At 70.4% G+C, this 25778-nt stretch carries 26 protein-coding genes and 1 pseudogene; 10 read left to right on the forward strand and 17 right to left on the reverse strand.

Going from position 1 to position 25778, the window contains the following annotated elements; all coding sequences use genetic code 11:
• The first annotated feature begins 175 nt into the window (after window positions 1–175).
• From ACIBUY_RS18890 to ACIBUY_RS18910, 5 genes are all read left to right on the forward strand, one after another.
• Window positions 176–1153: a glycosyltransferase family 2 protein gene (locus ACIBUY_RS18890; RefSeq protein ID WP_365578280.1), complete on the forward strand. Its 978-nt coding sequence runs from the start codon at window positions 176–178 to the stop codon at window positions 1151–1153.
• Entirely contained in the window at window positions 1150–2472 is a 1323-nt protein-coding gene (locus tag ACIBUY_RS18895; RefSeq protein ID WP_399153093.1) for a polysialyltransferase family glycosyltransferase, read from the forward strand. The genes ACIBUY_RS18890 and ACIBUY_RS18895 overlap by 4 nt, the downstream gene beginning before the upstream one ends.
• 145 nt (window positions 2473–2617) lie before the next feature.
• A complete protein-coding gene (locus ACIBUY_RS18900; protein WP_399153094.1) occupies window positions 2618–3598 on the forward strand; it encodes a glycosyltransferase family 2 protein in 981 nt (326 codons plus the stop codon).
• A complete protein-coding gene (locus ACIBUY_RS18905; RefSeq protein WP_399153095.1) occupies window positions 3595–4938 on the forward strand; it encodes a polysialyltransferase family glycosyltransferase in 1344 nt (447 codons plus the stop codon). The genes ACIBUY_RS18900 and ACIBUY_RS18905 overlap by 4 nt, the downstream gene beginning before the upstream one ends.
• A 165-nt stretch (window positions 4939–5103) precedes the next feature.
• The gene (locus ACIBUY_RS18910; RefSeq protein ID WP_399153096.1) at window positions 5104–6297 is read left to right on the forward strand and encodes an acyltransferase family protein; all 1194 of its coding nucleotides are present in this window, start codon (window positions 5104–5106) and stop codon (window positions 6295–6297) included.
• On the opposite strand, the gene ACIBUY_RS18915 is transcribed toward ACIBUY_RS18910, so the two are convergent.
• Window positions 6294–7004, reverse strand: coding sequence for a TetR/AcrR family transcriptional regulator C-terminal domain-containing protein (locus ACIBUY_RS18915; RefSeq protein WP_399153097.1), 711 nt, complete (start codon window positions 7002–7004; stop codon window positions 6294–6296). The two genes, ACIBUY_RS18910 and ACIBUY_RS18915, sit on opposite strands and share 4 nt — an antisense overlap.
• Window positions 7005–7072: 68 nt before the next feature.
• Between ACIBUY_RS18915 and ACIBUY_RS18920 the strand changes: the two genes are divergently transcribed.
• A complete protein-coding gene (locus tag ACIBUY_RS18920; RefSeq protein WP_399153098.1) occupies window positions 7073–8605 on the forward strand; it encodes an FAD-dependent monooxygenase in 1533 nt (510 codons plus the stop codon).
• An 8-nt stretch (window positions 8606–8613) separates the two neighbouring features.
• Here the strand turns inward: ACIBUY_RS18920 and ACIBUY_RS18925 are convergent, their stop codons facing one another.
• From ACIBUY_RS18925 to ACIBUY_RS18935, 3 genes are all read right to left on the reverse strand, one after another.
• On the reverse strand, window positions 8614–9195 hold the full coding sequence (locus tag ACIBUY_RS18925) for a Uma2 family endonuclease (protein ID WP_399153099.1): 582 nt from the start codon (window positions 9193–9195) through the stop codon (window positions 8614–8616).
• Window positions 9196–9290: 95 nt separating this feature from the next.
• Window positions 9291–9950, reverse strand: coding sequence for a leucine efflux protein LeuE (gene leuE / locus ACIBUY_RS18930; protein ID WP_365578266.1), 660 nt, complete (start codon window positions 9948–9950; stop codon window positions 9291–9293).
• 119 nt (window positions 9951–10069) lie between these two features.
• Window positions 10070–11653, reverse strand: coding sequence for a methylmalonyl-CoA mutase (locus tag ACIBUY_RS18935; protein WP_399153100.1), 1584 nt, complete (start codon window positions 11651–11653; stop codon window positions 10070–10072).
• Window positions 11654–11811: 158 nt separating this feature from the next.
• Here ACIBUY_RS18935 and ACIBUY_RS18940 point away from each other — a divergent pair, with 158 nt between their 5' ends.
• A complete protein-coding gene (locus ACIBUY_RS18940; RefSeq protein WP_399153101.1) occupies window positions 11812–12648 on the forward strand; it encodes a L,D-transpeptidase family protein in 837 nt (278 codons plus the stop codon).
• Between the two features lie 296 nt (window positions 12649–12944).
• On the opposite strand, the gene ACIBUY_RS18945 is transcribed toward ACIBUY_RS18940, so the two are convergent.
• The 8 genes and pseudogenes from ACIBUY_RS18945 to ACIBUY_RS18980 all read right to left on the reverse strand — a co-directional run bounded on the left by ACIBUY_RS18945 (window position 12945) and on the right by ACIBUY_RS18980 (window position 19037).
• Window positions 12945–14135, reverse strand: a complete 1191-nt coding sequence (locus tag ACIBUY_RS18945) for a hypothetical protein (protein ID WP_399153102.1) — start codon at window positions 14133–14135, stop codon at window positions 12945–12947.
• Window positions 14135–14797 (reverse strand): RNA polymerase sigma factor, encoded by a 663-nt coding sequence (locus ACIBUY_RS18950; RefSeq protein WP_365578259.1) that lies wholly within the window; start codon window positions 14795–14797, stop codon window positions 14135–14137. Before ACIBUY_RS18950 ends, ACIBUY_RS18945 begins: the two co-directional genes overlap by 1 nt.
• A gap of 279 nt (window positions 14798–15076) precedes the next feature.
• Complete coding sequence (locus ACIBUY_RS18955) at window positions 15077–15742, reverse strand: hypothetical protein (protein WP_399153103.1); 666 nt, start codon at window positions 15740–15742, stop codon at window positions 15077–15079.
• A pseudogene (locus tag ACIBUY_RS18960) lies at window positions 15739–16370 on the reverse strand (RNA polymerase sigma factor). The gene ACIBUY_RS18955 and the pseudogene ACIBUY_RS18960 overlap by 4 nt, the downstream one beginning before the upstream one ends.
• Window positions 16371–16465: 95 nt before the next feature.
• A complete protein-coding gene (locus ACIBUY_RS18965) occupies window positions 16466–16981 on the reverse strand; it encodes a hypothetical protein (protein ID WP_399153104.1) in 516 nt (171 codons plus the stop codon).
• Complete coding sequence (locus ACIBUY_RS18970; RefSeq protein WP_399153105.1) at window positions 16930–17337, reverse strand: hypothetical protein; 408 nt, start codon at window positions 17335–17337, stop codon at window positions 16930–16932. Before ACIBUY_RS18970 ends, ACIBUY_RS18965 begins: the two co-directional genes overlap by 52 nt.
• Before the next feature lie 140 nt (window positions 17338–17477).
• On the reverse strand, window positions 17478–18335 hold the full coding sequence (locus tag ACIBUY_RS18975) for a hypothetical protein (RefSeq protein ID WP_399153106.1): 858 nt from the start codon (window positions 18333–18335) through the stop codon (window positions 17478–17480).
• 159 nt (window positions 18336–18494) lie between these two features.
• Entirely contained in the window at window positions 18495–19037 is a 543-nt protein-coding gene (locus ACIBUY_RS18980) for a L,D-transpeptidase family protein (RefSeq protein WP_399153107.1), read from the reverse strand.
• Here ACIBUY_RS18980 and ACIBUY_RS18985 point away from each other — a divergent pair.
• Window positions 19012–19437, forward strand: a complete 426-nt coding sequence (locus ACIBUY_RS18985) for a hypothetical protein (RefSeq protein ID WP_399153108.1) — start codon at window positions 19012–19014, stop codon at window positions 19435–19437. The genes ACIBUY_RS18980 and ACIBUY_RS18985 overlap by 26 nt on opposite strands.
• Before the next feature lie 107 nt (window positions 19438–19544).
• On the opposite strand, the gene ACIBUY_RS18990 is transcribed toward ACIBUY_RS18985, so the two are convergent.
• From ACIBUY_RS18990 to ACIBUY_RS19005, 4 genes are all read right to left on the reverse strand, one after another.
• Window positions 19545–19940 (reverse strand): hypothetical protein, encoded by a 396-nt coding sequence (locus tag ACIBUY_RS18990; RefSeq protein WP_365578247.1) that lies wholly within the window; start codon window positions 19938–19940, stop codon window positions 19545–19547.
• 1072 nt (window positions 19941–21012) lie between these two features.
• Complete coding sequence (locus ACIBUY_RS18995; RefSeq protein ID WP_365578245.1) at window positions 21013–21285, reverse strand: hypothetical protein; 273 nt, start codon at window positions 21283–21285, stop codon at window positions 21013–21015.
• Window positions 21286–21568: 283 nt separating this feature from the next.
• Entirely contained in the window at window positions 21569–22084 is a 516-nt protein-coding gene (locus ACIBUY_RS19000; protein WP_399153109.1) for a hypothetical protein, read from the reverse strand.
• 3 nt (window positions 22085–22087) lie between these two features.
• Window positions 22088–22669, reverse strand: coding sequence for a hypothetical protein (locus ACIBUY_RS19005; RefSeq protein WP_399153110.1), 582 nt, complete (start codon window positions 22667–22669; stop codon window positions 22088–22090).
• 27 nt (window positions 22670–22696) lie between these two features.
• On the opposite strand from ACIBUY_RS19005, the gene ACIBUY_RS19010 reads away from it, so the two are divergent.
• Together ACIBUY_RS19010 and ACIBUY_RS19015 are read left to right on the forward strand one after the other, a co-directional pair.
• Window positions 22697–24001 carry an IS256 family transposase gene (locus tag ACIBUY_RS19010; RefSeq protein WP_399153111.1) on the forward strand — a complete coding sequence of 435 codons (1305 nt, stop codon included), beginning with the start codon at window positions 22697–22699 and terminating at the stop codon, window positions 23999–24001.
• A gap of 92 nt (window positions 24002–24093) precedes the next feature.
• A complete protein-coding gene (locus ACIBUY_RS19015) occupies window positions 24094–24492 on the forward strand; it encodes a hypothetical protein (protein ID WP_399153112.1) in 399 nt (132 codons plus the stop codon).
• A 6-nt stretch (window positions 24493–24498) separates the two neighbouring features.
• Here ACIBUY_RS19015 and ACIBUY_RS19020 read toward each other — a convergent pair whose 3' ends face one another.
• Window positions 24499–25635 carry an SMI1/KNR4 family protein gene (locus tag ACIBUY_RS19020; RefSeq protein ID WP_399153186.1) on the reverse strand — a complete coding sequence of 379 codons (1137 nt, stop codon included), beginning with the start codon at window positions 25633–25635 and terminating at the stop codon, window positions 24499–24501.
• Window positions 25636–25778 lie beyond the last annotated feature (143 nt).

Genomic DNA, 25778 nt, shown 5'->3' on the forward strand with positions numbered 1-25778 from the left:
TCGAGCCGCGGCCCAACCGGAGTGCAACAAACGGTTAACAGCGCACCGACGAATGGGGAATCGGCCTCGGAAATGCCTTCCGGAAGGGCTGGTTCACAGTCCCGCCACACGTCGTTCACCCGGTATCAAGCCGACGGCCAAGACGAATGCCGGGCCGCCGCCTAACGTCAACCTCGTGGTCAAGCTCTCCGTCATCCTGCCATTCTTCAATGTGCAGCGATATGCCCCAGAAACCCTGAAGAGTCTGCGTGCGAACACACGGGACGACTTCGAATTCATTCTCGTCGACGACTGTTCGACCGACGGGACGCGCGAGATCCTGCAGCGCGCGGAACGCGAGCTGCCGGGCGCCGTGCTCATCCGGCGCTCGGAAAGCGGGGTATCTGCCGCGCGCAATACGGGAATCGACGCCGCCCGCGGCGAGTACCTGACGTTCCTGGACGGTGACGACTGGGTCGCGCCCGGGTACTTCGAGCAGCTCGTGGCGTCGATCGAGGCGCTGGGCTGCGACTTCCTGCGCACCGACCACGTGCGGTGCACCGGCACCGAACGGACCGTCTACCGGGCCCCGTTCGGCCTGCGCGACACCGTCGTGTCGCCGCGCGACGTGATACTCCCCGACGACCGCTCGACGCCCGTGGACTACCCGTACTCCTGGGCCGGCGTCTACCACCGCAGGCTCGTCGACCGCGGCCTGCTGCACTTCCCCGAGCACCTGCACACCGCCGAGGACCGGCCCTGGATCTGGCGTCTTCACCGGGAGGCAGAGTCCTTCGCGGTGGCCGGGCGGCTGCTCGGCATCTTCTACCGGCGCGGGGTCACCTCGTCGCTCACGCAGATCGGCGACGTCCGCCAACTCGACTTCATACCGGCGTTCGACCAGGTCATAGCGGAGACGGCCAAGGACCGCGACGCCGACATCTTCCTGCCCAAGGCCGTCCGCACGTACTGCGCGATCATCGCCCACCACCTGAACACGATCGAGAAGTTCGATCCCGCGGTGGCCCGCAAGCTGCGCTCCATGAGCGCGGCGGCCCTCAAGCGCCTGCCGCAGGACATTCTCGACGACGCACTCGACTCGATGGACTGGCAGCGCGCCTCTCGCCTGAGGCGACTGCGCCGCCGCCCGGTGACGGAGACCACTGCCGCATGACCACCCAGATCTTCTGCGCCTCCACCCTGTACGGGGTCGCCACCCTCGCCGCCGCCCTCGACGCGGACTGCTTCGGCCCCGCCGACCGGCGCATCCTGCTGGTCTCCAACAACGCGGCCGTCCCGGAAGTCAGTACGTCCGTCGACGAGATGCCGGGCTTCGCGGTGCTGCGCGACCGCTTCGACGAGGTCCTGTCGTGGAACGCGGCCATCTCGCCCTTCCACCCGGGGGGTTGGTCCCCGCGGCCCGACGACACCGTCCTGTGGGAGCGGTATCTGCGCCTGTTGTGGGACCTCGGGGACGACCACGTCGAGCTCGCCGTGGAGTCCATCCAGGTCAACCCGGCGCTCGCCCTCGGCCAGATCTTCTCCGTGTCGCCGGTCGACGTGTACGCGGACGGGCTGATGAGCTACGGCCCGACCCGCTTCAAGATCGACCCGCTGGTCGGTACGCGCGTACGGCGGCTGCTGCACCTGGATCTGGTGCCCGGCCTGAAGCCCCTGCTGCTCACGGAGTTCGGCGCCCCGGCGCAGACCGTGCCGACGGACGCCTTCCTGAAGGTGCTCGGCACGGTCGGCGCGGCAGCGCCCGGACTGCCCGAGCTGCCCGAACTGCCGCAGGACGCGGCCCTGTTGCTCGGCCAGTACCTCTCCGCCCTCGACATCCTCACGCCGGAGGAGGAAGAGGAGCTGCATGTACGCATGCTGAAGGGCGCCGTCGCACAGGGGCACCGCAGGATCGTCTTCAAGCCGCACCCCACGGCGCCCGCCCGCTACAGCCGCGCCCTGGAGGAGGCCGCCGAGCGCCTGGAGGTCGAACTGACCGTGCTCGACGTGCCCGTCCTGGCCGAGCTGCTGTACGAGCGGATCCGCCCGGCCCTGGTCGTCGGCTGCTTCTCCACCGCGCTGTTCACCGCGAAGACGCTGTACGGGCTGCCCGCGGCCCGCGTCGGCACCGAACTGCTCCTCGAGCGTCTGACCCCGTACCAGAACAGCAACCGCATGCCGGTGACGCTGGCCGACGCGCTGCTGCCCGATCTGGAGAGCGGGCGCACCGTGGAGTTCGGCGAGTTGAGGGACCTGGTCGAGACGGTCGGGTTCACGATGCAGCCGAAGATCCACCCGGGGCTCGAGCGGGCGGCCACCGCCTATCTCGCGCACGGCCCGGCCGACATCGCGCGCTACTTCAAGCGGCGCCGGCTCACCGCGCTCGGACTGCCCGGCGGACTGCCGACGCGGCTCGCCTTCATCCCGCGGCACGCGGCGGTGCGGCGGGTGGCGCGGCGGGTGCGGGCGGTCAAACGATCCGCACTCGGATAGGACCGGTAACCCGGCCAGGTGACTCGCACGCATATTCCCCGTTCGTTCAGGAGTCAAGAGGGTTAACGAATCCGTCGACCTTCGTTAACGCGACATCTCCTCTGTGTCCGGAAACGTGAGCGGGCCCCGCCCTAGCGTCGCTCCCGTGGTCAAGCTCTCCGTCATCGTGCCGTTCTACAACGTTCAGCAATTCGCTCCTGACACCCTCAGAAGCCTGCGCTCGAACACCCGCGAAGATTTCGAGTTCCTGCTCGTCGACGACTGTTCGACGGACAGCACGGCGGAAATCCTCGAAAGAGCGGCACGGGACATTCCCGGCGCCATACTCCTGCGGCACGAGAAGAACGGCGGCCTGGCCACCGCGCGCAACACCGGAATCGACGCGGCGCGCGGCGAGTACCTCACGTTCCTGGACGGCGACGACTGGCTCGCGCCCGGCTATCTGTCCCAACTCCTTGGCGTTGCCGAGGGGTTGGGCTGCGACTTCGTGCGCACCGACCACGTGCAGTGCCGGGCCCGCGCCCGCACCCTGCACCGCGCCCCCGTGGCCCCGCGCGGCGTCGTCCTCTCCCCGCGCGAGGCGATCCTGCCCGCGCACCGCTCGACCTCCGTCGACTACGCGTACGCGTGGGCCGGCATCTACCACCGCCGCCTCGCCGACCGGCGCCTGCTGCACTTCACGGACGGGCTGCGCACCGCCGAGGACCGGCCGTGGATCTGGAAACTGCACCGGGAGGCCGAGACGTTCGCCGCGGTGGGCCTGCTCGGCGTCTTCTACCGGCGCGGGGTCGCCTCGTCGCTCACACAGATCGGCGACGTGCGCCAGCTCGACTTCCTGCGCGCCTTCGACCAGGTCGTCGCGGAGACGGCCGAGGACCGGGACGCGGACGCGCTGCTGCCCAAGGCCGTCCGCACGTACTGCGCGATCATCGCCCACCACCTGGGCTCCATCGACCGGTTCGAGCCGCCGGTGGCCCGGAAGCTGAAGGCGATGAGCGCGCACGCGCTGCGCCGGATGCCGCAGGACGTGCTCGACGAGGCGCTCGCCTCGATGGACGAGCAGCGCGCCACGCGCCTGCGCCGGCTGCGCCGCCGCCCCGTCGCGGCCGCGGGGGTGTCGGCGTGACCACGCAGATCTTCCTCGCGTCCACGCCGTACGGCACGGCGACCCTGGCCGCGGCCCTGGACAACGGCTGCTTCGCGCCCGCCTCGCGACGCGTCCTGCTCGTCTCCAACAACGCGGCGACGCCCGAGACGACCCCGGCCCCCGACGCGATGCCCGGCTTCGCACGCCTTCGCACCCGCTTCGACGACGTACGGTCGTGGAACGCGGCCATCTCCCCCTTCCATCCCGGGGGTTGGGCCCCGCGCCCGGACGACGTCCCGCTGTGGGAGCGGTATCTGCGGCTCGCCTGGGACCTCGGCGACGCCGAGGACGAACCGGTCGAGCTGGTCGTGGAGTCGCTCCAGGTCAACCCGGCGCTCGGCCTCGTACAGATCTTCCCGGGCGCCCAGGTCACCGTGTACGCGGACGGCCTGATGAGCTACGGCCCGACCCGCAGCAAGCTGGATCCGCTGGTCGGCATGCGCGTGGCGCGGCTGCTCCACCTCGACCTGGTGCCGGGGCTCACGCCGCTGCTGCTCACGGAGTTCGGCGTCGAGGCGGAGGCCGTGCCGACGGACGCGTTCCTGCGCGTCCTGGCCGAACTCGGGGGCACAGGTGGCGAGTTGCCCGTATACGACCGGCCGGCGCTGCTGCTCGGTCAGTACCTGGCCGCGCTCGGCATCCTCACGCCGGAGGAGGAAGAGGCGCTGCACGTACGGATGTTGAGAGGTGCATCCCAACTCGGCCACAGGCAGCTCGTGTTCAAGCCGCACCCCGCGGCCCCGGCCGGCTGGTCGCGCGTCCTGGAGAAGGAGGCGGCGGAGCTCGGCGTCGAACTGACCGTGCTGGACTCGCCGGTGCTCGCCGAGGTGCTGTACGAGCGGCTCCGTCCGGCCCTGGTCGTCGGCTGCTTCTCCACCGCGCTGTTCACCGCGGCCACGCTGTACGGCCTGCCCGTCGCCCGGACCGGCACCGGCCTCCTCCTCGAGCGCCTGACCCCGTACGAGAACAGCAACCGGGTCCCCGTCACCCTCACCGACGCACTGCTGCCCGAGCTGACCGACCGGGCGGCGGTCGAGACACAGGAACAGGGCATGTCCGTCAGCGAGTTGGGGGAACTGCTGCGGGCGGTCGGCTTCGCGATGCAGGCCAAGATCTATCCGGAGCTGCGCCCGGCGGCCGAACGCTATCTGGCCGCGCACCTGGACGAGCGGACCCGGCGCTACTTCAAGCGGCGGCGGCTGACCGCGCTCGCCCTGCCGGGCGCGGTGCCCGCGCAGCTCTCGTTCCTTCCGCGCAACGCGACGGTACGCAAGGTCGCCCGCCGCGCGCGGTCGCTGCGGCGGGCGGTGCGCCGCTGAACACCGGTACGCCGCTGAACACCGGACGGAACGCAGGACGGGAGGCGACCGGCAGGTGAACTCGTCGCGGCCGCACGGCGAAACCTCGTGCGGCGGCCGCCACCGGGCCGCGAATCGCCCTAACGTGCTGTTCGATCCCCTGAACCGTGCGTCGAGGAGCAACCCGTGAGCAACACTGCCGAGGGCGTGCGCGGGAACTCCGCCGAACCGGTGGTGCTCCGCGCCGCACTCCCCCAGGCCCTGGCGACCCCGCAGGAGCCCTCGCAATCCGCGGAGCCCCCAGAGGCCCCGGGGAAGAAGCCGCGGGAGTCCCGCCTGCGCGCCCTCGACGGCCTGCGTCTGATCGCCGCGCTGATGGTGGCCGCGTACCACTACGGCGGCCGCGACGGCGACATCACCAAGGCCTGGGGCAGCTCGCCGAGGACCCAATTCCCCACGCTGCACGAGTGGTTCGCGTACGGGCCGCTCGGCGTCCAGATCTTCTTCGTGATCAGCGGCTTCGTGATCTGCATGAGCGGCTGGGGCCGCCCGCTCCGCTCCTTCTTCGCGTCCCGCGTCTCACGCCTGATGCCCGCGTACTGGGCGGCGATCGTCCTGGTGACCCTGGTCTTCGCGCTGCCGCCGGTCGCGTACCACGCGGTGTCGCCGAGCGACGCGCTCGTGAACCTCACCATGCTGCAACAGCCGGTCGGCGCCGAGCGGGTCCTCGGGGTGTGCTGGACGCTCTGGGCCGAGCTGCGCTTCTACGCCCTGTTCGCGCTCTGCATCGTGCTGCCGGGGGCCAACCGGCGCCGCGTCGTGCTGTTCTGCGCGGTGTGGACGATGGCCGCGGTCCTCGCCGACGCGTCCGGCGAGGCGTTCCTCAACCTCCTCCTGATGCCGGAGTACGCGCCCTTCTTCATCGGCGGCATCGGCCTCTACCTCGTCCACCGCAACCGGCGTGACGTACTGGCCTGGGGCATCGTCGCGGTGGGCTGGCTGATCGGCCAGCACTACGCGGTGGCCGGGCTCTGGCACAAGCCGAACCCCGCCTTCTTCTCCTACCGCGAGCCCTGGGTCATCGTCGCGATCGTCACGGCGGGCTTCGCCGCGGTCGCGGCGATCGCGACGGGCCTCCTGAACCGCGTGAACTGGCGCTGGCTGACGACCGCGGGCGCGCTGACGTACCCCTTCTACCTGGTCCACGAACACCTGGGCTGGGTCGCCATAGGGGCCTTCCACCGCACGCTGGGGATCCCGTCGTACGCGACGTTCGCGCTGACGATCGCCGCGATGCTGCTCCTGGCGTGGCTGCTGCACCGCTACGTGGAGAAGTGGCTGACGCCGCTGCTGCGCCGGCAGTTGACCCTGCCGCTCTAGCCGATCCCGTACCGCGTCTCGATCCCTGCCACGATCAGGCGCAGCCCCTCCTCGAACCGCTCGTCGTACGCCGCGAAGAGCTGCCCGCCCGCGGCCGCCGCGAGCGGATACTCGGCGAGCAACTCGGCACGCTCGGCCACGTCGAACCCGGGGCGCTGCTCGCCGGGCAGCGGCCGCACGCCCTGCTCCTCGGTGACGAATCCGAGCGTGTACAGGTACGTCGTGGAGCTCGCCCAGGTGGCCTGGTCGGGGGTGAACCCGGCGGCCACGAGGAAGCGCAGGTTCGCCTCCATCCCGGGGCCGTGGTCGGTGCCGGTGAACCGCGACCCGCTGAAGACCTTCGCGCCGTCGCGGTAGCGCAGGAGCGTGGCGCGCAGCTGCTGATTGCCCTGCACGAGCCACTCCTGCCAGCCGCCTTCCGGGGCGTCCGGCCGGTACGCGACCTCCGCCCCGCCCTGCTCGGTCATGCGCCGGAACATCACGGTCGCCATCTCGTCGAGCAGCGCCTGCTTGTTCTTGAAGTGCCAGTACAGGGCGGGCGCCTGCACGTTCAGTTCCTTGGCGATGGCGCGCAGCGTCAGACCTTCCAGACCCACGTCGTTCAGCAGGTCAAGGGCGGTGTCGGCGACGTACGCCTTGTCGAGCTTGGCCTTCTTCGGCGGCTCGGCGGTGCGCTTCGGCTCTTTGGGGTTCTTCTGCTCAGCCACGCTTGACAGTTTAACGCCGTTAAGTCCATGCTCGAAATGGCGGACTTAACGGCGTTAAGGAGACGGCGATGACGGCGGAGACGGTGATGGTGATGGTGAGGGCGACGGAGGCCGTGGACGTCCTGATCGTGGGGGCGGGCCCGACCGGGCTCGTCCTGGCGGCGGACCTGGCCAGGCGCGGGACGCGGGCGCTGCTGGTGGAGCGGGCCGAGGGCCTGTTCCCCGGCTCGCGCGGCAAGGGCCTGCAGCCGCGCACCCAGGAGGTGCTGCACGACCTCGGGGTGATCGAGGCGATACACGCGGCGGGCTCCGAGTACCCGAAGATGCTGGCCTGGGAGGGCGACGAGCCGGGCCAGGAGTGGGACATGCTCAAGCGCACGGAGCCGACCGAACAGGTGCCGTACGCGAACGCGTGGCTGATCCCGCAGGCCCGCACCCAGGCCGTGCTGTACGCGCGACTGCGGGAGCTGGGCGGGGACGTCCGCTTCGGCACCGCGCTCAGCGGCCTCGACCAGGACGCGGACGGCGTGACGGCGACGTTCGAGGACGGCACGGCGGTGCGGGCCCGTTACGCGGTGGCGGCGGACGGCGGCCGCTCGACGGTGCGCAAGCTGCTGGACATCGGCATGACCGGCGAGACGGTGGACCCGAAGCCGATGCTGGTGGCGGACGTGCGGCTGACCGAGGACGCCCCGGTCCCCGGCACGCACTGGCACGTGTGGCCGAAGGCGCAGGACGGCGGTGTGGCCTTCTGCCCGCTCCCGTCCGGCTCGTCCGGCTCGTCCGGCTCGTCCGGCTCGTCCTGCGACGGGCGCGTCTTCCAACTGGCGGCACAGTTCGAGGACGAGTCGGCGGTACCCGACACCTCGCCGGAGGCAGTGGTCGAACTCCTCGCGGCCCGGACGCCGCTCACCGAGGCACACATCGCCGAGGTGCTCTGGGCCTCCGACTTCCGGGCCAGGGCGGCGCTCGCGGACCGCTTCCGCGAGGGCCGGATCTTCCTGGCGGGCGACGCGGCGCACGTCCACTCACCCGCGGGCGGCCAGGGCCTGAACACGAGCGTGCAGGACGCGTACAACCTGTCGTGGAAGCTCGCGGCGGTCCTGTCACCCTCGTCCCCGGCCCCCGCCGCGCTCCTGGACACGTACGAGGAGGAGCGGCTGCCGATCGCGGCGGACATCCTCGGCATCAGCACCCGCATCCACCGCCTGGGCGCGCAGGGCAAGCCCGTCCAGCGGGGCGACGAGGTGCAGCAGTTGGGCATCGGCTACCGGGAGTCGCCGCTGAGCCGGGAGACCCGGAAGGACGTGCCCGAGGACGCGCTGCGGGCGGGCGACCGGGCCCCGGACGGGCGGCGCGGGGGCCTGCGCCTCTTCGACGTCTTCCAGGGCCCGCACTGGACGCTGCTGACGGTGGGCACGGAGGCCGAACTGCCGTCGCTGGAGGGCGAGTTCATACGCACGGCACGCATTCCGGCGTACGAGGCGTACGGCACGGGCGTGTTCCTGGTGCGGCCGGACGGCTACGTGGCGTGGGCCGGGGAGACGGCCGAGGGGGTGGAGAAGTATCTGGCGGAGGTCGGGGTCTGGCTGGGGGCCTAGGACCTGGCTCAGTCGCCGTCGAGGAGGGTGTCGACGGAGAGCTCCGGGGTGACACCCACTGACTCAGGCACTGGCACGTCCTGGCCGCGCTTGTACCGCTGCGGCGCCGGGTACCGCCCGTCCACCGGGTCCTGGTACAGCAGCACTTCACCGTGCTTGCGGTCGGCCACGATGTACACGGGTACGCCCGCCTCCGCGTAGCACTCGACCTTCGGGCCCAAGTCGTCGGACCAGTTGGAGGAGGTTACTTCGAGGACCATCCGGAAGACGTTCGGGGCGTAGCAGTTCTTCTGGACGTGGGCGTCGCGGAAGTCCTCGTCGACGACGGAGAAGTCGGGGATCGCGTAGTCGTCGGGGAGCGTGGGCAGCCACAGGCCGATGCCCTGGACGTATTCGACCCCGGTGCCCTCGACCCCGGCACGCTCGAACCTTCGGCCCAGCTTGGTCAACGACAACGCGTGCGAGCCATCCGGCGGCGGTGTCACAGTGAGCCTCCCCTGGAGAATCTCCACGCGGTGCCCGGGCGGCAGTGCATGAGAGAGCAGGTCGGCGGCCTCGCCCAACGTCAGCTCGTGTTGCAGAACAGCCACGGCAACCTCCTTTTGGGAGCACTCTTCATGAGCGTAACCGGCACCGCAGAAGGTTCGCCCGGGGTCACCCGATCGAGGCCCGCCCCGCCGGAGGCCTACGCGCTGGCCAGCGTCAGCTTCACCGCGAAGCCGAGGAAGAGCACCCCGGCGGCCGAGGTCGCGCCGGCCGACAGCCGCCTGCGGCGGCGGAACGCGGCGGCGAGGCGGGTGCCGCTGAAGATCAGGGCCGACAGGTACAGCACGCTCGCCGCCTGCGCGAAGGCGCCGAGGACGACGAAGGAGAGGGCGGGATAGGCGTAGGAAGGATCGACGAACTGCACGAAGAAGGCGATGAAGAACAAGATCGCCTTCGGGTTGAGCAGGCTGATCACGAAGGCCCTGCGGAACGGGCGCTCCTGCGGCGCCTGGGCCTCGTCGATGCCGGACTCGGCGGCGGCGAGCCGCTCGCGGCGGGTGCGCCACATGCTCCACGCGGCGCGCAGCATCCCGATGGCGAGCCAGGTCAGATAGCCGGCGCCCGCGTACTTCACGATCCCGAAGAGCACGGCGTTGGCCTGGAGGAGGGAGGCGACTCCGGCGGCGGACAGGGTCATCAGGACGGTGTCCCCGCACCAGACTCCGGCAGCGGCCTTGTAGCCGGTGCGTATGCCGCGACGGGCGGCGACGGAGAGCACGTACAGCGAGTTCGGCCCCGGGAGGAGAACGATGAGGACGAGACCCGCGAGATAGGTCGGAAGATCGATGACACCCAGCATGAGCGGAGTGTCGCACAGCCGCAGGACGCTCTGCCCGGGGGTTTCACACAGCGGAAGATCACGGACGATCGCCCGCGGTCAGGGCAGTGATCAGGGCTGAGATCGCTGGCCGGAGCACGTCAGAACGCGTCGGCGGGAACGTAGGTCCCCCACACCTCCCGCAGCGCGTCGCAGACCTCGCCGACGGTGGCGCGGGCGCGCAGGGCGTCCTTCATCGGGTACAGGACGTTGCTGTCGTGGTCGGCGGCGGCCTTCTTCAGGGCGGCGAGGGCCGTGTCCACCGCGGCCTGGTCCCGGTCGGCCCGCAGCGCGGCCAGGCGCTCGGCCTGCTGGGCCTCGATGGCGGGGTCGACGCGGAGCGGCTCGTAGGGCTCCTCCTCGTCGAGCTGGTAGCGGTTGACGCCGACCACGACCCGCTCGCCGGAGTCGGTCTCCTGCGCGATGCGATAGGCGCTGCGCTCGATCTCCGACTTCTGGAAACCGTGCTCGATCGCGCTGACCGCGCCGCCCAGGTCCTCGATCCTGCCCATGAGTTCGAGGGCGGCGGCCTCCACGTCGTCGGTCATCTTCTCCACGACGTACGACCCGGCGAACGGGTCGACGGTGGCCGTCACATCGGTCTCGTAGGCAAGGACCTGCTGGGTGCGCAGGGCCAGGCGTGCGCTCTTGTCGGTGGGCAGGGCGATGGCTTCGTCGAAGGAGTTCGTGTGCAGCGACTGCGTACCGCCGAGGACGGCGCCGAGGCCCTGGACGGCGACGCGGACCAGGTTCACCTCGGGCTGCTGTGCCGTCAGCTGCACCCCGGCGGTCTGGGTGTGGAAGCGCAGCATCAGCGACTTGGGGTTCTCCGCGCCGAACTCCTCCTTCATCACACGGGCCCAAATGCGCCGTGCGGCACGGAACTTGGCGACCTCCTCGAGGATCGTGGTCCGGGCCACGAAGAAGAAGGACAGGCGCGGGGCGAAGTCGTCGACGTCCATGCCCGCGGCCACGGCCGTGCGCACGTACTCGATGCCGTCGGCCAGGGTGAAGGCGATCTCCTGCGCGGGAGAGGCCCCCGCCTCGGCCATGTGGTAGCCGGAGATCGAGATGGTGTTCCACTTCGGGATCTCGGTCCGGCAGTACTGGAAGATGTCCGCGATCAGACGCAGGGAGGGCTTGGGCGGGAAGATGTAGGTGCCGCGGGCGATGTACTCCTTGAGCACGTCGTTCTGGATCGTGCCGGTGAGCCGGTCGGCGGGCACGCCCTGTTCCTCGCCGACCAGTTGGTACATCAGGAGCAGGAGGGCGGCCGGTGCGTTGATCGTCATCGACGTGGAGACCTGGTCGAGCGGGATCCCGGCGAACAGGACCCGCATGTCGTCGATCGAGTCGATGGCGACCCCGACCTTGCCGACCTCGCCGCTCGCGATCGGGGCGTCCGAGTCGTGCCCCATCTGCGTCGGCAGGTCGAAGGCGACCGACAGGCCCGTCGTGCCGTTCGCGATGAGCTGCTGGTAGCGGGCGTTGGACTCGGTCGCCGTGCCGAATCCGGCGTACTGGCGCATGGTCCACGGCCGTCCCGTGTACATGGAGGGGTACACGCCGCGGGTGAAGGGATAGGCGCCCGGCTCCCCCAGCTTCTCCTCCGGGTCCCAGCCCTGCAGCGCCGATGGGCCGTACACCGGCTCGATGGGCAGACCGGACTCGGATTCGCGCGCCATGGTTGTGCCTCCAGCGGTTACCGGCGGAGCAGTGAGTGCACCGGCGGATCGGTGTGTGCACAGAGACCTACCCGCAATCCGGGATTCGTTCGCAACCAAGTCGGCGCGGGCAGCATCCGTAGTGACAACAGAGAACGGCGCGACAGGCGGGGGACATCATGAGGGCAGCTGTCATACGCAGAGCGGTTGCCGCCACCGGGGTGCTCGCCCTGGTCGGCGGGTGCACGGCCCAGGCGGCCGGATCGGGCGGCAAGGACCCGTCGCCCGCGCCCTCGGCGACGGCGTCCGACGACGCGAAGCCGTCCGGCTCCGGCTCACCGGGCTCAACACCGGCCCCCGCCGCGTCGTCGCCGACGCCCGCGCCCAGGACGCTGTACGCCCCCGGCGACAAGGGCAAGGACGTCCGGGAGCTGCAGGCGCGGCTGCGCCAGGTGGCCTGGCTCTTCGACGGTCCGACGGGCACGTACGACGCGGCGACGACCGCGGCGGTCAAGGGATTCCAGGGCAAGCGTGGCCTGCCCCGCACCGGCACGACCGACACCGTCACCTGGCAGCGGCTGCTGAAGATGACGCACGAGCCGACCCGCGACGAGCTGTACGCGGCCGGCGGCCAGACCCCGGCGAAGCCCGATCCGCGCTGCATGACGGGGCGGGTGCTCTGCATCAGCAAGACGAGCCGGACGCTGTCGTGGATGGTGGACGGCAAGACGCAGCTCTCGACGGACGTGCGGTTCGGCTCGCAGTTCACACCCACCCGCGAGGGCGTCTTCCAGGTGTACTGGAAGTCCCGGCACCACGTGTCGACGATCTATCACACGGCCATGCCGTACGCGATGTTCTTCAGCGGCGGCCAGGCGGTGCACTACTCGTCGGACTTCGCGGCCCGCGGCTACAGCGGCGCCTCGCACGGCTGCGTGAACGTACGGGACGAGGGGAAGATCGCCACCCTGTTCCAGCAAGTGAAGAACGGGGACAAGGTCGTCATCTACTGGTGACCCTGCGACGGAGAGTTTGAGTGGCGCGGGCGGGACCGGGGGAACGTGTCCCACCCGCGCCAGTGGCACTGAGCCGTAGGTACGGGGGGAACCCCGGCTCGTGCGCGGCCGATGACCAGTCGGCTCACTCAGTACTGCGCCTCACGCTCAAAAAACGTCACACTTGTCGCGCGACTTTTTCCCGCGAACCTCAGCGGAGTGCATTTATGCAGGTCACAGCGGCCACAGCCATCGCTGTGGCCACAGTCATCACTGTGGTCACGGTCATCACTGTGGTCACGGCAGTCACAGCGGTTCTACGAAGAAGGTGAGGCGGACGGGGAGGGAGAGGCCGTCGGCAGCTCGGGCAGTGCCGTGTACGTCGGGCTGGGGTCGGGCGAGGGCGCGGAACCGGCGGGCGGCTCGAAACCGGCGTTCTGTCCGTCGCCGACGCCGCCCCCGTTCCCGATGCCGTTCCCCACGCCGTCACCGATGCCGCTCCCGTTCCCGTCTCCGTTGCTTCCGCTGTCCCCGTCGTCGTCCCCGCCCTGTCCGTCGGACCCGCCCTTCGACCCTCCGGAACCGTCGGAGCCGCCGGAGCCGTCCGTCTCGCCGAGCAGGCGGTCGCAGAACCGGCCGACGTCGGCGGCGCTGCGCCCCGACTTCTTCGCGGAGTCCTGCAGCCGGTTGCGCTCCTCGGCGCCCAACTGCCCGCCGCGATAGCGCACACAGGCCTCGACCAGCCGCTTGCGCAGCCCTTCGGACATCTCGCTGCCGCTGGTGGGACCCGTGCTGGGTGTCCGGGTCTCGCCCTTGGTGTCCGGGGTCGGGCGCTCGTGCCCCGGCTTCGAGGACGTGGCGGGGTCCGGTGTCGCGGAGCCGTCGGGCACGGTCCGGTCCTTCCCGGAACCGCCCCGCGAGGGCGAGGCGAGCGGCCGGTCGGGGCTGGCCGCCGCGGACACGGAGGCGGCCGGCGCCGGATCGTCGTCGCCGCCGAACGGCGAGGGCAGCACCCCCGCCCCACCGGCGGCGGCGACCCCGCCGGCCATGCACGCGGCAAGCGCGGCGGCGAGCCCGAAGCGCACCGGCCGCCCCCAGCGCGGGCGGCGTCCCGGCTCCGCGGGGTCCGGCGCCGGGTACGCACCGGCACGGTGGCGCCCGGCTCGGCCGGGTCCACCCGCAGCACGGTTCACGACGGTCCCGGCGACGTCCGTGCGACCGACCTCACCGACTGCACCACCCGCACCGGCTGCACCAACCGCACCGGCCGCACCAACCGCGTCATCCACGGCACTGACGGCGCGCGCTTCCCTGAAGGCCTTCAACGCGGCGTCCTCGCCGGGGAGTTCACCGTCAAGGCCGACCGGAAGCCCGGTCAGTGCGTCGAAGGCGGCGAGCAGTCGCTCGGCCTGCCGCGCCTCGTCCCCGCCGACGCCCTTCAGCGGCTCCCCGCGCAGCAGACGCTCCGCCGCGTCGCGGTCCAGCCACTTGTCGTGCTCGTCGGCCATCACATGTCCTTCTGCGTCCGCGTACGCGAATGCGTCACACCGGCGGACGTCACCGGGCGGGGTCCCGGCTGCCTCGGATGCGGTACGGCATCGAGGGGGCCGGCGGTCTTCGGGTCGCTGCCGAGCAGCTCGGCCAGCCGCTTCAGGCCACGGTGCGCGGCGGTGCGGACGGCGCCCGGCCGCTTGCCGAGGGTCTGCGCGGCGCTCTTCGCGTCGAGCCCGACGACGACGCGGAGCACGACGGCCTCGGCCTGGTCCTGCGGGAGTCGGGCGATGAGTTCCATGGCGGTACCGGTGGCGAGGGCTTCCAGCGCCTCGTCGGCGGTGTCGGACGTCGCGGGTCGGCCGGTGAGTTCGCTCTCGTCGCCGCCTATGGCGGGCCGGCGTCCCCGCATGCGTATGTGGTCCAGGGCGCGGTTGCGGGCGATGCGGGCGGCCCAGCCGCGGAACCGGTCGGCGTCGCCCTCGAAGCGGACGAGGTCGCGGGCGATCTGCAGCCAGGCCTCGGAGGCGACGTCCTCGGCGTCCGGGTCGCCGACGAGCGTGCGTATGTATCCGAGCAGCCGCGGATGCACGGTGCGGTACACAGTCCGGAACGCGGTCTCGTCCCCGTCCTGTGCCGCAAGCACCGCGGCGGTCAGCTCCGCGTCGTCCCCCAGCACTCCCTGTCCCTGCCCCACTCGGCGTTGCGCGCCCCCGATGCGCCCCCGGCGCGAATCAGCACGCTACGGCTTGAAACACCGCACGTCCATGTTTGTACAACGGGCAACTAGTGGGTCACTCACCGGGGTGTGACAGAAAACGCACCCCCGACGCTGAAGGAAGTACGGGCCGCTCGCGACCCGTACCGCGCGGCGGCCGGGGTCTCTCCTGTGGGGGGTGGCGACCTCGGCCGTCCCGTATGTCACCACCGTGCGCGTCGCCGCTACGCCGCTACGCCGCTACTCTGCGCCGCCCTCGAGCTGCTTCGCACCGTCCTTGGCGTCCTTCGCGGCGTCCTTGGCGCTCTGCTTCTCGCGCTTCTCGCTCTCCTTTTCCCTCTCCTTCTCCCTCTCCTTGTCGCTCTTCTCGCTCAGCTTCTCCCTCTGCTTCTGGCTCTTCTCTTCGCGCTTCGTCTCGCCCTTGCCGCCCTTGCCGCTCTTCTCGTGCGCGGGAACCGCCGTCCCGTCCCGCACAACCGGCGGGGTCGACGGCGGTGCCGACGGCGTCGCGGTACTGCCCGGCGGCTGGGGACGCACCGGCTCGGCTCCCGGACCACCGATCCCGGCGACCGCGACCCCGCCCATCGTGAGCCCGGCGAGAACGGCGCCCACCGTCGCCCGCAGGGACCACCGCCCCCGGCGCCGCGGACGCCAGTCGTCACGGCGGCGCGGTGCGGCATCAAGGGCCCCGGCGTCGCGCGCCGAGCGGAACGCGGCGAGCGCCCGCGACTCCCCGTCCGCGTCCGGCCCTTCGGGACGCACGGCGGCAGCAAGCAACTCCCCGAGAGAGTCCGGCTCGGGAGCCGGTTCGGGGGCCTGCTCGGAAGCCGGTTCAGGGGCCTGCTCGGAAGCCGGTTCGGGGACCGGCTCGGGGACCGGGCCGATGGGCGCTGGAGTCTCAGTCATCTCGAATCCCCCAGCGTCCGCGGCCATTGATCCGTCACACCCGCCCGCCATCGCCATCCGCCCCGAGCTGTCGCGCGAGCCGCTTCAGCCCCCGGTGCGCCGCGGTGCGCACGGCGCCGGGCCGCTTGCCGAGGACGCGTGCGGCGGCAGGCCCGTCGAGCCCGACGACGACGCGCAGCAGTACGGCCTCCCGCTGATCGCGGGGCAGTTCGGCGACGAGGGCGAGAGCGCGCTCGGTGGAGAGGGTCTCGAGGGCCTGCTCGTCAGTGCGCTGGGCTGCGGGCAGGTCGAACACGTCCTGCTCGATGACGGACGTACGCGGCCGCGCCTTCTGACGACGTAGAAGATCAAGCGCGCGATGCCGGGCGATGGTCGCGGTCCAGCCGCGGAACCCGGCTCCGTCCCCGCGAAAGCGCCCCAGGTCCCTGGCTATCTCCAGCCAGGCGTCGGACGCGACGTCCTCGGCCTCGTCCCCGACGAGGCCGCGCAGATAGCCGAGGAGCCCGGGCTGCACCAGCCGGTAGGCCGTGGCGAAGGCGGCCTCGTCGCCGCCCTGGGCCCGGGCGACGGCTGCGCCCAGCTCCCCGTCGTACGCCTGCGTACGACGGGGTTCCCCTCCCTGGCCCAACCGCTTTCCCGTCCACGTGTTCGTCCGCGAATCCCCATGCAGAACTGCGCCGGTGCCCACAGAAACGTCACAGGCCCCGAGCCCCCGGGCCCGGCTCAGGCGGCGAACAGGGAGCCGTCGTCCCGCTGGATGTCGGCGATCTGCGCGGGGCCCGGCCGCTGGGCGTGCACGGGTGTGCCGTAGTCGGAGAACTCGACGGAGACGGGTTCGCCGTCCAAGGTCCCCTCCATGGAGCGCATGTAGGGCTTGCCGTCCGCCTCCACGTACACCGTGCCCGAGTCGCTCTTGTCGTCGGAGGGCGGGACCAGCGGCACCATCCGGTGCCCGGCGCGGCGCACCGATGGCAGCGCCCGCGTTCCGCCCGTCTCACCCTCCATCGAGGCCGTGAACCGGCCGATCCGGCACGAGCCCGCGACGGCCTGGGCACCCTTCGGCCCGGGAGGCGCCTGTACGTACTTGCCCCTGGCCCGCGCGATGTTCCCCCGCATCCGCTCGGCCACCGCGGGACCTCGCTGTTCCGCCATGGCCGAGAGCTCGGCGAGCGAGGCGTCGCTGAACTTCATGTACGCCGTGGGCTCCGCACCCGCGACCACGATGAGCTCGCCGCGCATCCCGGGCCCCCGTCGAGGGTGCCGACGCAGTTCCCGGCCCGGTCCATGAGCAGGTCGAAGCGGACCCGCCGACCACCCGAGCGGATGTCGGCCGCCATCCGCACGGAGTCGGTGTCCCGCAGCAGCCGGACCGACTCCGTCAACAGCCGTTCCCCGCGGGCCTGTTCGGCGGGCGCGGGCGGCTTCACCTGGTCGAGCAGGTGGACGTCCCAGCCGCTCGCGGCGGACGGCGCGGCCATCTCCCCCGCGACGCCGTGCCCGAGGGCCCCTGCTCCGAGCAGCCCCACGACCAGGACGGCCGTCACCGCGCGGCGCATACCCCACCCCTCCCCGCCCTCCCGGGCAGCGTCAGACATTCATTCCCTTCTCGATCAGCGGGCGAGAGCTCCTGGGCATCACGGGTTTCTCCTATGCCCCTTCTCACACGACGAATCCGGGGTACGGGTACAACCATCGGCCGCGACGGAGAGTCCGCGACCCGACGTCCGGCACCGCGTCACGCACGGCAGGCCCCGCACAGCGCTTCTGCCCCGACGGGCAGGAACAACGTCGCCTGCACGTGCCCGCTCCCCTCGCACTCCCGCATCCGCGAGACGCGCGGGACCGGCGCCTGCCGCTGTACGGGAACACGGGCTACCTCCACGTCGGCGGTGACGACGGCGGCCGGAATGTCGGCCAGCACGTACCGCAGCAGCCCGCCCGGCCGCTCGATCCAGCCGCGCTGCCCGGGAAGGCTGCGGCGGATGTGTTGCCACACGCTCTCGGCGGTGTGCCCGCGCGCGAACCAGTCCCGTACGCGGGCGGCGAGTTCGGCGACCATGGCACGCGGGATGCGCAGCCGTGAGTCCAACTCGGCCAGTCCCGCGACGAATTGACCGGCCTCGTCGCTCGATTCGGCCGACGCGCCCGGCTCGCCCGACTCGGCCGCCGGAGGGTTGGATGTGTTGTCCACAAGATCTTGCCGCCCTGGATGACGACCGACGTCCCGCCGGGTCGGCTCACCGGCGGCCGGAGCGCCACCCGCCGGTTCCCCGTCCCGCACGACGACGGCCTCCTCGGCGCTGAGCGGCGTACCGGACACGAGCTGCACGGTCTCCCACCGCCCCCGCTCCCCCTGCACCCGCCACTCGTGCAGAAAGCCCTCGGCCTTCAACTGCCGCTTGGCGGCCAGGAAGGCGCACTTGCCGAGACCTGCCCGTTCGGCGGTCCGGGAGAGGGAGTCGCGGGCGTCGCCGGGGAGGGAGAGCTGCCAGGTGAGGAGCCGTACGGCGTTCGCGTTCAGCCGGGGATGCCGGATGACGGCGTTCGGAACCTGGGTGAAGGAGCCGGGCGGCGAGATAGCATGGCGAATCATTCCCTGTGGGTCCTTTCCACGGGTAGTGAAGGCCCTCGACGCTGGTTGCCTCCGGCGTCTTGGGCCGCTTCAGTTTTCGGCAACGGTACCGCAACTCCGGTAATCGGACGGCTACTTCGAGTAATCACCGCTCGCCACTCACGCGCCGGCGGGAATCCCTCACCCGATCGCGATCCGCGGATGCGCCCCCGGCTGGATCCACCCCATGATCCGGTCCATCGTCGCGCGCGGCACCGACACACAACCGGCCGTCGCCCCGGCCCCGTTGACGTGCAGGAAGATGCCCGCGCCGCGGCCGGGGGTGGCGGGCCACCGGTTGAAGTTGATGACGAGGGCCTTGGCGTACTGCGTCGGGTAGTTGATCAGGTGCTCACTGCCCCGGTCACCGCTCTCGGTGAGCGGGAAGTCGGCACCGGCCGCACTGTGCATGGAGTTGTAGAACGCCGACTGCGGGTCCTCGACCCACCAGTGCGTCGAATTCACCTGCATATAGGGCATGTTGGTGCCTCCGGCCGCGACGCCGAACCCCTCGGTGATCGTGTACGTCCCCGAGGGCGTGGTGTACGTGTTCTGCCGCCGGGTCGCCCCGTTGACGACGCCGTTGGAGCCGACCCGCCCGGCGGTCGTCGACAGCACGGACTTCCAGCCGCCGCTCCCCTTGGCCCAGGCGGTGACGGTGGCGTACGAGCCGCTGGACTTCACCGTGATGAGCTGGGTGGCGTTGCCGACGGTGACCGGGACGGGGAAATCGGGGGTCGAGGCGGGCGCCGGCGCAGACGTCCGCCCCGGCCCGGACGGCGCGGCCGACGTGCGCGCACTTGCCGAACTCCCCTTCGAGGACGGGGATTTCACGGCCGACGGAGAGGCGGACGTGGACGCCGACGCGGAGGCAGATGCGGAGGGCGACGCGGACGCAGCCGCAGATCCGGTGGCCTGCGACGACGGCACGGGCCGATCCGCCTCGCTCCCGGGCGACACGACGGAGGCCGCGGAATCGCTCCCGTCCCCGCCACCCCCACAGGCGGAAGCAAGAAGCAGCACGCCACTGACGGCGATGACGGATCTGAACATGCGTGAACGTATTCCGGGCAGCACGAAATGACCTTTCGGCAAAAGAAGTTGAGAATTTTGAAAAAGCTGAGGAAGTAAAGAGGGGCGCGTTCTATACAGAAGGTGCGGGGCGCATCTGCAACCTCACAAACACATCAGTCATTTGCACGCTCCTTGAGCCGCCCGCTTCCTCCCCGGCAACGTCAGATAGAAGGTCTGCAGCGACTCCTCCGCGCCGGCCACGTACCGGTTCACGACCTTGCCGAGCGGATTCCACACTCGCCCGTCCGGCATCCGTACCCCCGCGCACTGCCGGAAATAGGCCTGCTGCACCTCGTCGAAGTCCACCCACACCGCCCCGGCCCGCCGTACCAGCACTTCCCCCACGTACGCGCCGAGCCCGAACAGCACACGGTCGGCCTGCTCGGGCCCCGAACTCCCCTTCCGCAGCCCGTCGATGAGAAAGTCGACGACGCGCAGACTGGCCACGGAGTAGTCCAGCGGCAGCCGCGCGGAAGCGACCTTCGCGGTGAACCCGGCCGCGTGCTTCCGCATGTCAGCGGCTCTTGCCTCGTCCTTGCCCATGGTGAGCGACCACCCCTTTCGCTCATCAAGCGAAAGAGAGCACTCAGACATCACACGTCACAGGCATGTCGCTTCTCACACGACGAGTCCGGCGATTTCGTACAACCCTTCACGGCCCTCGATCGTCAGCCGGCCGCCCGCGTGCCCGGTCCCCCGCCCGTACCCCGACAGCCACCGCAATCTGCCCAAACCCCCGTCCATGTTCGCGAGGCACTGGGAGTGGAGCGAGCTCACGGCTTTCGCCACCGCCGAAGGCAGCGGCCCACGTCTCGCGGTCGTGTCCGGGCGGCGCCGCCAGGGCAAGACGTTCCTGCTCCAGTCTCTCGCGGAGGCCACGGGCGGCTTCTGCTTCGCGGCGACCGAGGCGTCGGAAGCCGAGTCATTGCGACTGCTCGGTGCGGCACTCGCCGACTACACCGCGGCATCGGCGCCGTTCCGTCCACAGCACCGGGACGAGGCCGTGGACCTCCTCTTCGGCCTCGCCGCCGAACCCGACGTCCGCGACCGCTCCCTCTACCACTCGGTGCTCGCGGCAGTGGCCTCCGGCAGTCACACGAGCGGCGGCATCGCGAGTTCGGTGGACCGCAAGGCGACGGACGTCTCCCACCCACTCACCGTGCTGGGCAAGTGCGTACGCGGCGCCGCCGACCAGGACCAGGGAATCCTGCTCTCCTCTGCCACATCCTGGCTCTGCTCACGGCCCGCGGCATCGACACGTCTCACACCCGGCTCGCCTGCTACAGCGGCGTGGGCTTCAGCCGCGAACTTCGGGCGGCACAGACACGCGCCGAGGTGGTCCTCGTCGACCTGGAGCGGTTGTACGCGGGGGCGTGCGGCACAGCCTTTTACCCGACGGAAACCACGGGCTCAGGCCCCGGAAAGTTCGGCGGGATCCCATGCGGTTCAGCCGTCCCGGAGCACAGCCAGGCGAGATAGCTCGAGAGGCTGCCCTCATAGTGGTACCAGTCGTCATTCCGACCAGCCACAACAACAGTCCATTCGTTGGGCTGCCCTGCTGTACGCCAGTAGAACTCGTCCCCGTCTATCGAACTGCCCCACGGCAACAGCCCTCCCGATTCCGGGAAAACCGGATAGCCACCTCGACGTATCCCGCTTCGCGCCCTGGAGCCGGCGACGTCACAAAGAGGAACTGCCCGATCTTCAGCCGAGGGTACGACTCCGCCAAAGTGATGTAGTCGTCCGGCAGCCCAGTCCCCAACCCACCGAAAAGCACGTGCCAGTCGATGCGATGCGGAACCTCGAGACGCTGGGCGATCAGCCCCGGCAGCGCCGCCTCCAGGGATTCGATACTCAACAGCCACCTCCATTTACGTTCTCGTTCTTTTAACCGCACACTGAAAAGTTCACGGGTCGGCGTCGACGCCTTGCGTGCTGCGGTGACGTACGAGGTGACGGGTGAGGGCAGCGCCGACCGGTGCTGACCGTCGCCCTCGACGGCGAGGGCGGCCGAGGCACCTGCCAGGGCGAGCTGCCCTCGCCCGACGGAACGGTTCGTGCCACGACAGCAACCCACCGCCATCGCCGAACGACAGACATGCCACGCCGGGTCTCCGGCGTGGCATGTCTGTCAGGTGACGTCAGGCCACGACGACCGACGTGAGGTAGACGGTCGTACGGGACGCATCGGTCACGTCGAGCACCACTGAGTGCGTGGGTGCGTCGCTCGGCGACTGTGCTCCGTCGGACGAGCCGTGCACGTACTTCCTGGCCTTCGCGGCCTTCCATCCGGCCGCATCGGCTTCAGGCAGGTAGAACCCCTTCGTCAGCTCCTCTTCGGACACTCCGAGACTCTTGAGGAACGCGTCCGCTTCCGCGCGCGGGACCTCAAAGGTGAGTTGAAGACCGTACGAGGACCATCCGTCGTCGATTCTGTAGCGCACCCCTTCCGCATCTCGGGGAATGCTCAGCCGGTGCAACGTGAGCACCTTCGCCGGTGGCTTCCCTGAACGGAGATCCCTCTCCGCCGACTCCGCCCCGGTTCCCTGCGCATGGCTCGCGGTCGAAACATGGTCCGATTCCGCGCCGCAGCCGAGCATCCAGGGAAGTGTCATCGCGAGGGCAAGCGACGCGAAGATTTTCGCGCCTTTCAGCATTCCCTACCACCCTTCGATACTGAACGTGGTCACGCCGCGAACATCGTACTCCTGTGCCATTCCGGCCACATGAAGATGGGCGATATCGGGCTGCGTGAGTTCCATCGGACCGAGGTGCAGCGGTTTCCTAGGAACGCTTTCGGTGCCATTGCCCCAGTTGTAGCGCTTGTACACGGACAGCTGCGCCACCATTGTCTTGTTCCCCTCCCCGTCCGTGACCTGGCGCCCTTGGACCCGGTACTGGAACCCATTGAGGGCGTAGTACCAATCCATGCTTTCTTTCTCACTGGCCCGGGTGCTGACCCACCCCGAGTCGAACTTGCTCTTCCCCTTGTACTTCTGCAGCGTCTCACCGAGGCTGTCCCGGAACCCAGGAAGGTCCTGCAGCATTTCGGCAGGATCGACCCAGTAGTCGTCGCCGGAATTCTCCATGTAGTGCATGAGGAGGTTGTAGGCGTTCTTGTATCCCTTGTACGCCAGCCCGGACATGACGACCGCGCCGAGCTTCCACCACGTCTTCTTGTCCGTGGAGTTCGGGGGGCCTGTCCTGAAGATCGTGTAAGCCCGGTGTGACCGGTCTGGCATGAGACGTGGTCTCTGTCGGGAAGGATCATGATGGGCAGCAAGGACGAACGGCCCCGTGACAGCAGCAAGATCGTACGCACGGGGGCCGAGTTGGCACGACTGTCGCAGCACGACCAGGAGTTGGCCCAGCAGCTGGTGGAGCGGGCCCGCAGCGAGGGCCTGAACCTGGTCGGGGAGAACGGCCTGCTCAAAGGGCTGGTGAAGCTGGTCCTGGAGGGCGCCCTGGAGGCCGAGATGAGCGATCACCTCGGCTATGAGCGCGGGGACCGGGCCGGGCACGGCAGCGGGAACTCCCACAACGGCAGCTCGCGGAAACGGGTGTTGACCGATGTCGGCGCGGTGGAGATCGACGTGCCCAGGGACCGGGCGGGCAGCTTCGAGCCGACCATCGTCCCGAAACATCAACGCCGGGTGGAGGGCTTCGACGAGGCCATCCTGTCGCTGTATGCGAAGGGGCTGACCACCGGGGAGATCCAGGCCCACCTCGCGGAGATCTACGACATCGACGTCTCCCGCGACCTGATCTCCCGGGCCACCGACAAGGTCACCGAGGAACTCGACGCCTGGCGCCAACGCCCGCTGGACCGCACGTATGCGGTCCTGATGATCGACGCGATCGTCTTGAAGATCCGGGACGGGGCGGTCGCCAACCGGCCGGTCTACATCGCGGTCGGGATCAACCTGGAGGGCGAGCGTGACGTGCTGGGCATGTGGGTAGGTTCCGGCGGCGAGGGCGCCAAGCAGTGGATGGCCTGGCTGGCGGAGCTGAAGAACCGCGGCGTCCAGGACGTGCTGATCGCCTGCTGCGACGGGCTGAAGGGCCTGCCCGACTCGATCAGCGGTATCTGGCCGCTCGCCGACATCCAGCTCTGTGTGGTCCACATGGTCCGCAACAGTCTCAAGTACGCCTCCACCAAGCACTGGTCACAGATCGCCAAGGAGCTGCGGCAGGTCTACACGGCCGCCACCGCGGACGCCGCCGAGGCCCGCTTCGCCGAGTTCGAAGAGGAATGGGGCCGACGGTATCCGGCGCTGATCGCGGTCTGGCGCCGCTCCTGGGAGCACTTCGTCATGTTCCTCAGGTTCCCGCCCGAGATCAGGAAGATCGTCTACACGACGAACATGATCGAGAGTCTCAACTCCCGGTTCCGGCAGGCCACTCGGCGCCGCGGGCACTTCCCGAACGAGGAGGCCGCCCTCAAGGTGCTCTACCTCGTGATCCGGGACCGGCAGCCCAACCGGCGCAACCCCACCGGCCGCACCCACAACTGGAAGGAAGCGATTAACGTCCTCGCCGGCTACTACGGCGACCGCGTCACCGAGAACCAGTAACCCTGGACGTCAACACCGAAAGCAGCGTCACCAGGGCTTACACAAGGATCAAGACAGTCCCGGTCAAGGGCGTCGACCGCCGCGCCATCGCCGTGTGCGGCGCGCTGCTCGCCGCCTGCGCGGGGCTCGTCCTGTACGGCGTGCTCGACACCGAGGAGACCCCGCAGCGGCGGGTGCCGACCGCTGCGGTGACGTACGAGGTGACGGGTGAGGGCAGCGCCGACCTCACGTATCAGGCGCGCAGCGAGACGGGCGAGGCCGTCACGGTGCGCCAGGCGTCGCTGCCGTGGAAGAAGACGGTGCGGGTCCCGCTGGGCAGGCCGCCGGTGCTGACTGTCGCGCTCGACGGCAAGGGCGGCCGGGTCAGCTGCCAACTGGCCATACGCGGCAAGCACGTTCAGACCGCGACCGCATACGGCACGTACGGCCGGGCCACGTGCCAGGGCGAACTGCCCTCCCCCGAGGTCACGGCGGACACCCCTCGCACCTAGGGAGTGTCAGTCCCCGGACACCACCACGAGCGCGCCCCCGGTGTCCTGTCCGAGCCGGGCCGCCCACCGCAGCGCCTCCTCGAACGTGACGTCCGCGCCCGCCAGCTTCGCGGCGGCGAGCCCGGCCGGCGCCTTCCCCTCGTCCAGGAGCTCCGCCCACTGGGCCGCACCGAGGGCGAGATAGCGCAGTCCCGACAGTTCGCCGAGGGCGGGCAGTCGCCGTGCGTCGGCGTCGGACAGGTCCAGTCCGCGCAGCTCGGGCAGGGTGCGCAGCACCGCGACGTCCATCGGAGCCGCGCAGGTCACGTCCAGGGCGGCCAGGTGCGGATGCCCTTCGAGCGCGCTCAGATCGCCGTCGGCGAGGGTGACCCGCAGCGACTCGACCGGCAGGGCACGTACGGGCGTCAGGCCGAGCGCGGTGGACCGGTTGAGGTGCAGCAGGCGCAGCGCCGGGGCGGCGGCGAGCGGGGCCAGGTCGACGGGCTCGGACTGGTTGTTGATGTGGATCGCCTGGAGGGTGGCCGGGACCTCGTCCGGTATGTCGCCGACGATCTGCTGGACGGCGCTCGCCTCCTGGCTCTCCGGATGCCGCTCGCGCAACCACAGGCGCCCACCGCCGCCACCCTGCGCGTCGGTCTCTTCGAGCTCGTACGCGCCCTGGTCGAGGAGTTCGAGGTAGTGGCCGAGGAGGGCGGCCCGCCGCGCGAGCAGTTCCCGCATCCGGGCCACGGCGAGCCCGGGGTCGCCCGCAGGCCCGGCGGTCCCGGCCTCCTGCCACTCCCCCGGCTGCGGCAGCCGGTACGCCGGGTCGAGCACCACCTGGAATCCGCCGCCGCGCACCCCGTTCTCGTACGTCACGGTGTCGTCGAAGGCGACGAACCGGTACGCGCCGGACGGCGTGCAGCGGAGCTCGAAGCTGACCGGCTCCCATCCGTACGCGGAGCCCAGGACCTGCCCCAACCGGCCCACTTCCGCAAAGGGGTTGGGCAGCAGGGCGCGCGTCAGGCGCACACCCCGGGCGCTGTAGCCACCCCTCAGCGAGATCCCGCCGCGCCCCGCGCGGGCGTGCAGCACGGCGTCCGTCCAGCCGTCCGGTCCCTCCGCGACGATCGCCTCGACGACCGGCCGCACCAGCGCATCCATGCCCTCCACGGCAGCCTGCCCCTTCATCGCGCGCCGGACCTGGGCGTCCGGAAGCGGCCCGGTTATACAACGGCCGGCGTGCCGCCCGCGAGTCCCGGCACATTCCGGACCAACCGCACCGGGCGCATGCGGGCCGACGGCCC

This window comes from Streptomyces sp. NPDC050085 (assembly GCF_044460595.1).
Taxonomy (GTDB): Bacteria; Actinomycetota; Actinomycetes; order Streptomycetales; family Streptomycetaceae; genus Streptomyces.

Excerpts from the sequence above, each read along its gene's own strand:
- ACIBUY_RS19020 (WP_399153186.1), bottom strand. The coding sequence starts at position 25,635 with ATGGATGCGCTGGTGCGGCCGGTCGTCGAGGCGATCGTCGCGGAGGGA.
- ACIBUY_RS18935 (WP_399153100.1), bottom strand. The coding sequence starts at position 11,653 with ATGGCGCGCGAATCCGAGTCCGGTCTGCCCATCGAGCCGGTGTACGGC.
- ACIBUY_RS19005 (WP_399153110.1), bottom strand. The coding sequence starts at position 22,669 with ATGCCAGACCGGTCACACCGGGCTTACACGATCTTCAGGACAGGCCCC.
- ACIBUY_RS18970 (WP_399153105.1), bottom strand. The coding sequence starts at position 17,337 with ATGTCTGACGCTGCCCGGGAGGGCGGGGAGGGGTGGGGTATGCGCCGC.
- ACIBUY_RS18945 (WP_399153102.1), bottom strand. The coding sequence starts at position 14,135 with ATGGCCGACGAGCACGACAAGTGGCTGGACCGCGACGCGGCGGAGCGT.
- ACIBUY_RS18920 (WP_399153098.1), top strand. The coding sequence starts at position 7,073 with ATGACGGCGGAGACGGTGATGGTGATGGTGAGGGCGACGGAGGCCGTG.
- leuE (WP_365578266.1), bottom strand. The coding sequence starts at position 9,950 with ATGCTGGGTGTCATCGATCTTCCGACCTATCTCGCGGGTCTCGTCCTC.
- ACIBUY_RS18940 (WP_399153101.1), top strand. The coding sequence starts at position 11,812 with ATGAGGGCAGCTGTCATACGCAGAGCGGTTGCCGCCACCGGGGTGCTC.
- ACIBUY_RS18895 (WP_399153093.1), top strand. The coding sequence starts at position 1,150 with ATGACCACCCAGATCTTCTGCGCCTCCACCCTGTACGGGGTCGCCACC.
- ACIBUY_RS19010 (WP_399153111.1), top strand. The coding sequence starts at position 22,697 with ATGATGGGCAGCAAGGACGAACGGCCCCGTGACAGCAGCAAGATCGTA.
- ACIBUY_RS18965 (WP_399153104.1), bottom strand. The coding sequence starts at position 16,981 with ATGCGCGGCGAGCTCATCGTGGTCGCGGGTGCGGAGCCCACGGCGTAC.
- ACIBUY_RS18955 (WP_399153103.1), bottom strand. The coding sequence starts at position 15,742 with ATGACTGAGACTCCAGCGCCCATCGGCCCGGTCCCCGAGCCGGTCCCC.
- ACIBUY_RS18975 (WP_399153106.1), bottom strand. The coding sequence starts at position 18,335 with ATGATTCGCCATGCTATCTCGCCGCCCGGCTCCTTCACCCAGGTTCCG.
- ACIBUY_RS18990 (WP_365578247.1), bottom strand. The coding sequence starts at position 19,940 with ATGCGGAAGCACGCGGCCGGGTTCACCGCGAAGGTCGCTTCCGCGCGG.
- ACIBUY_RS19000 (WP_399153109.1), bottom strand. The coding sequence starts at position 22,084 with ATGCTGAAAGGCGCGAAAATCTTCGCGTCGCTTGCCCTCGCGATGACA.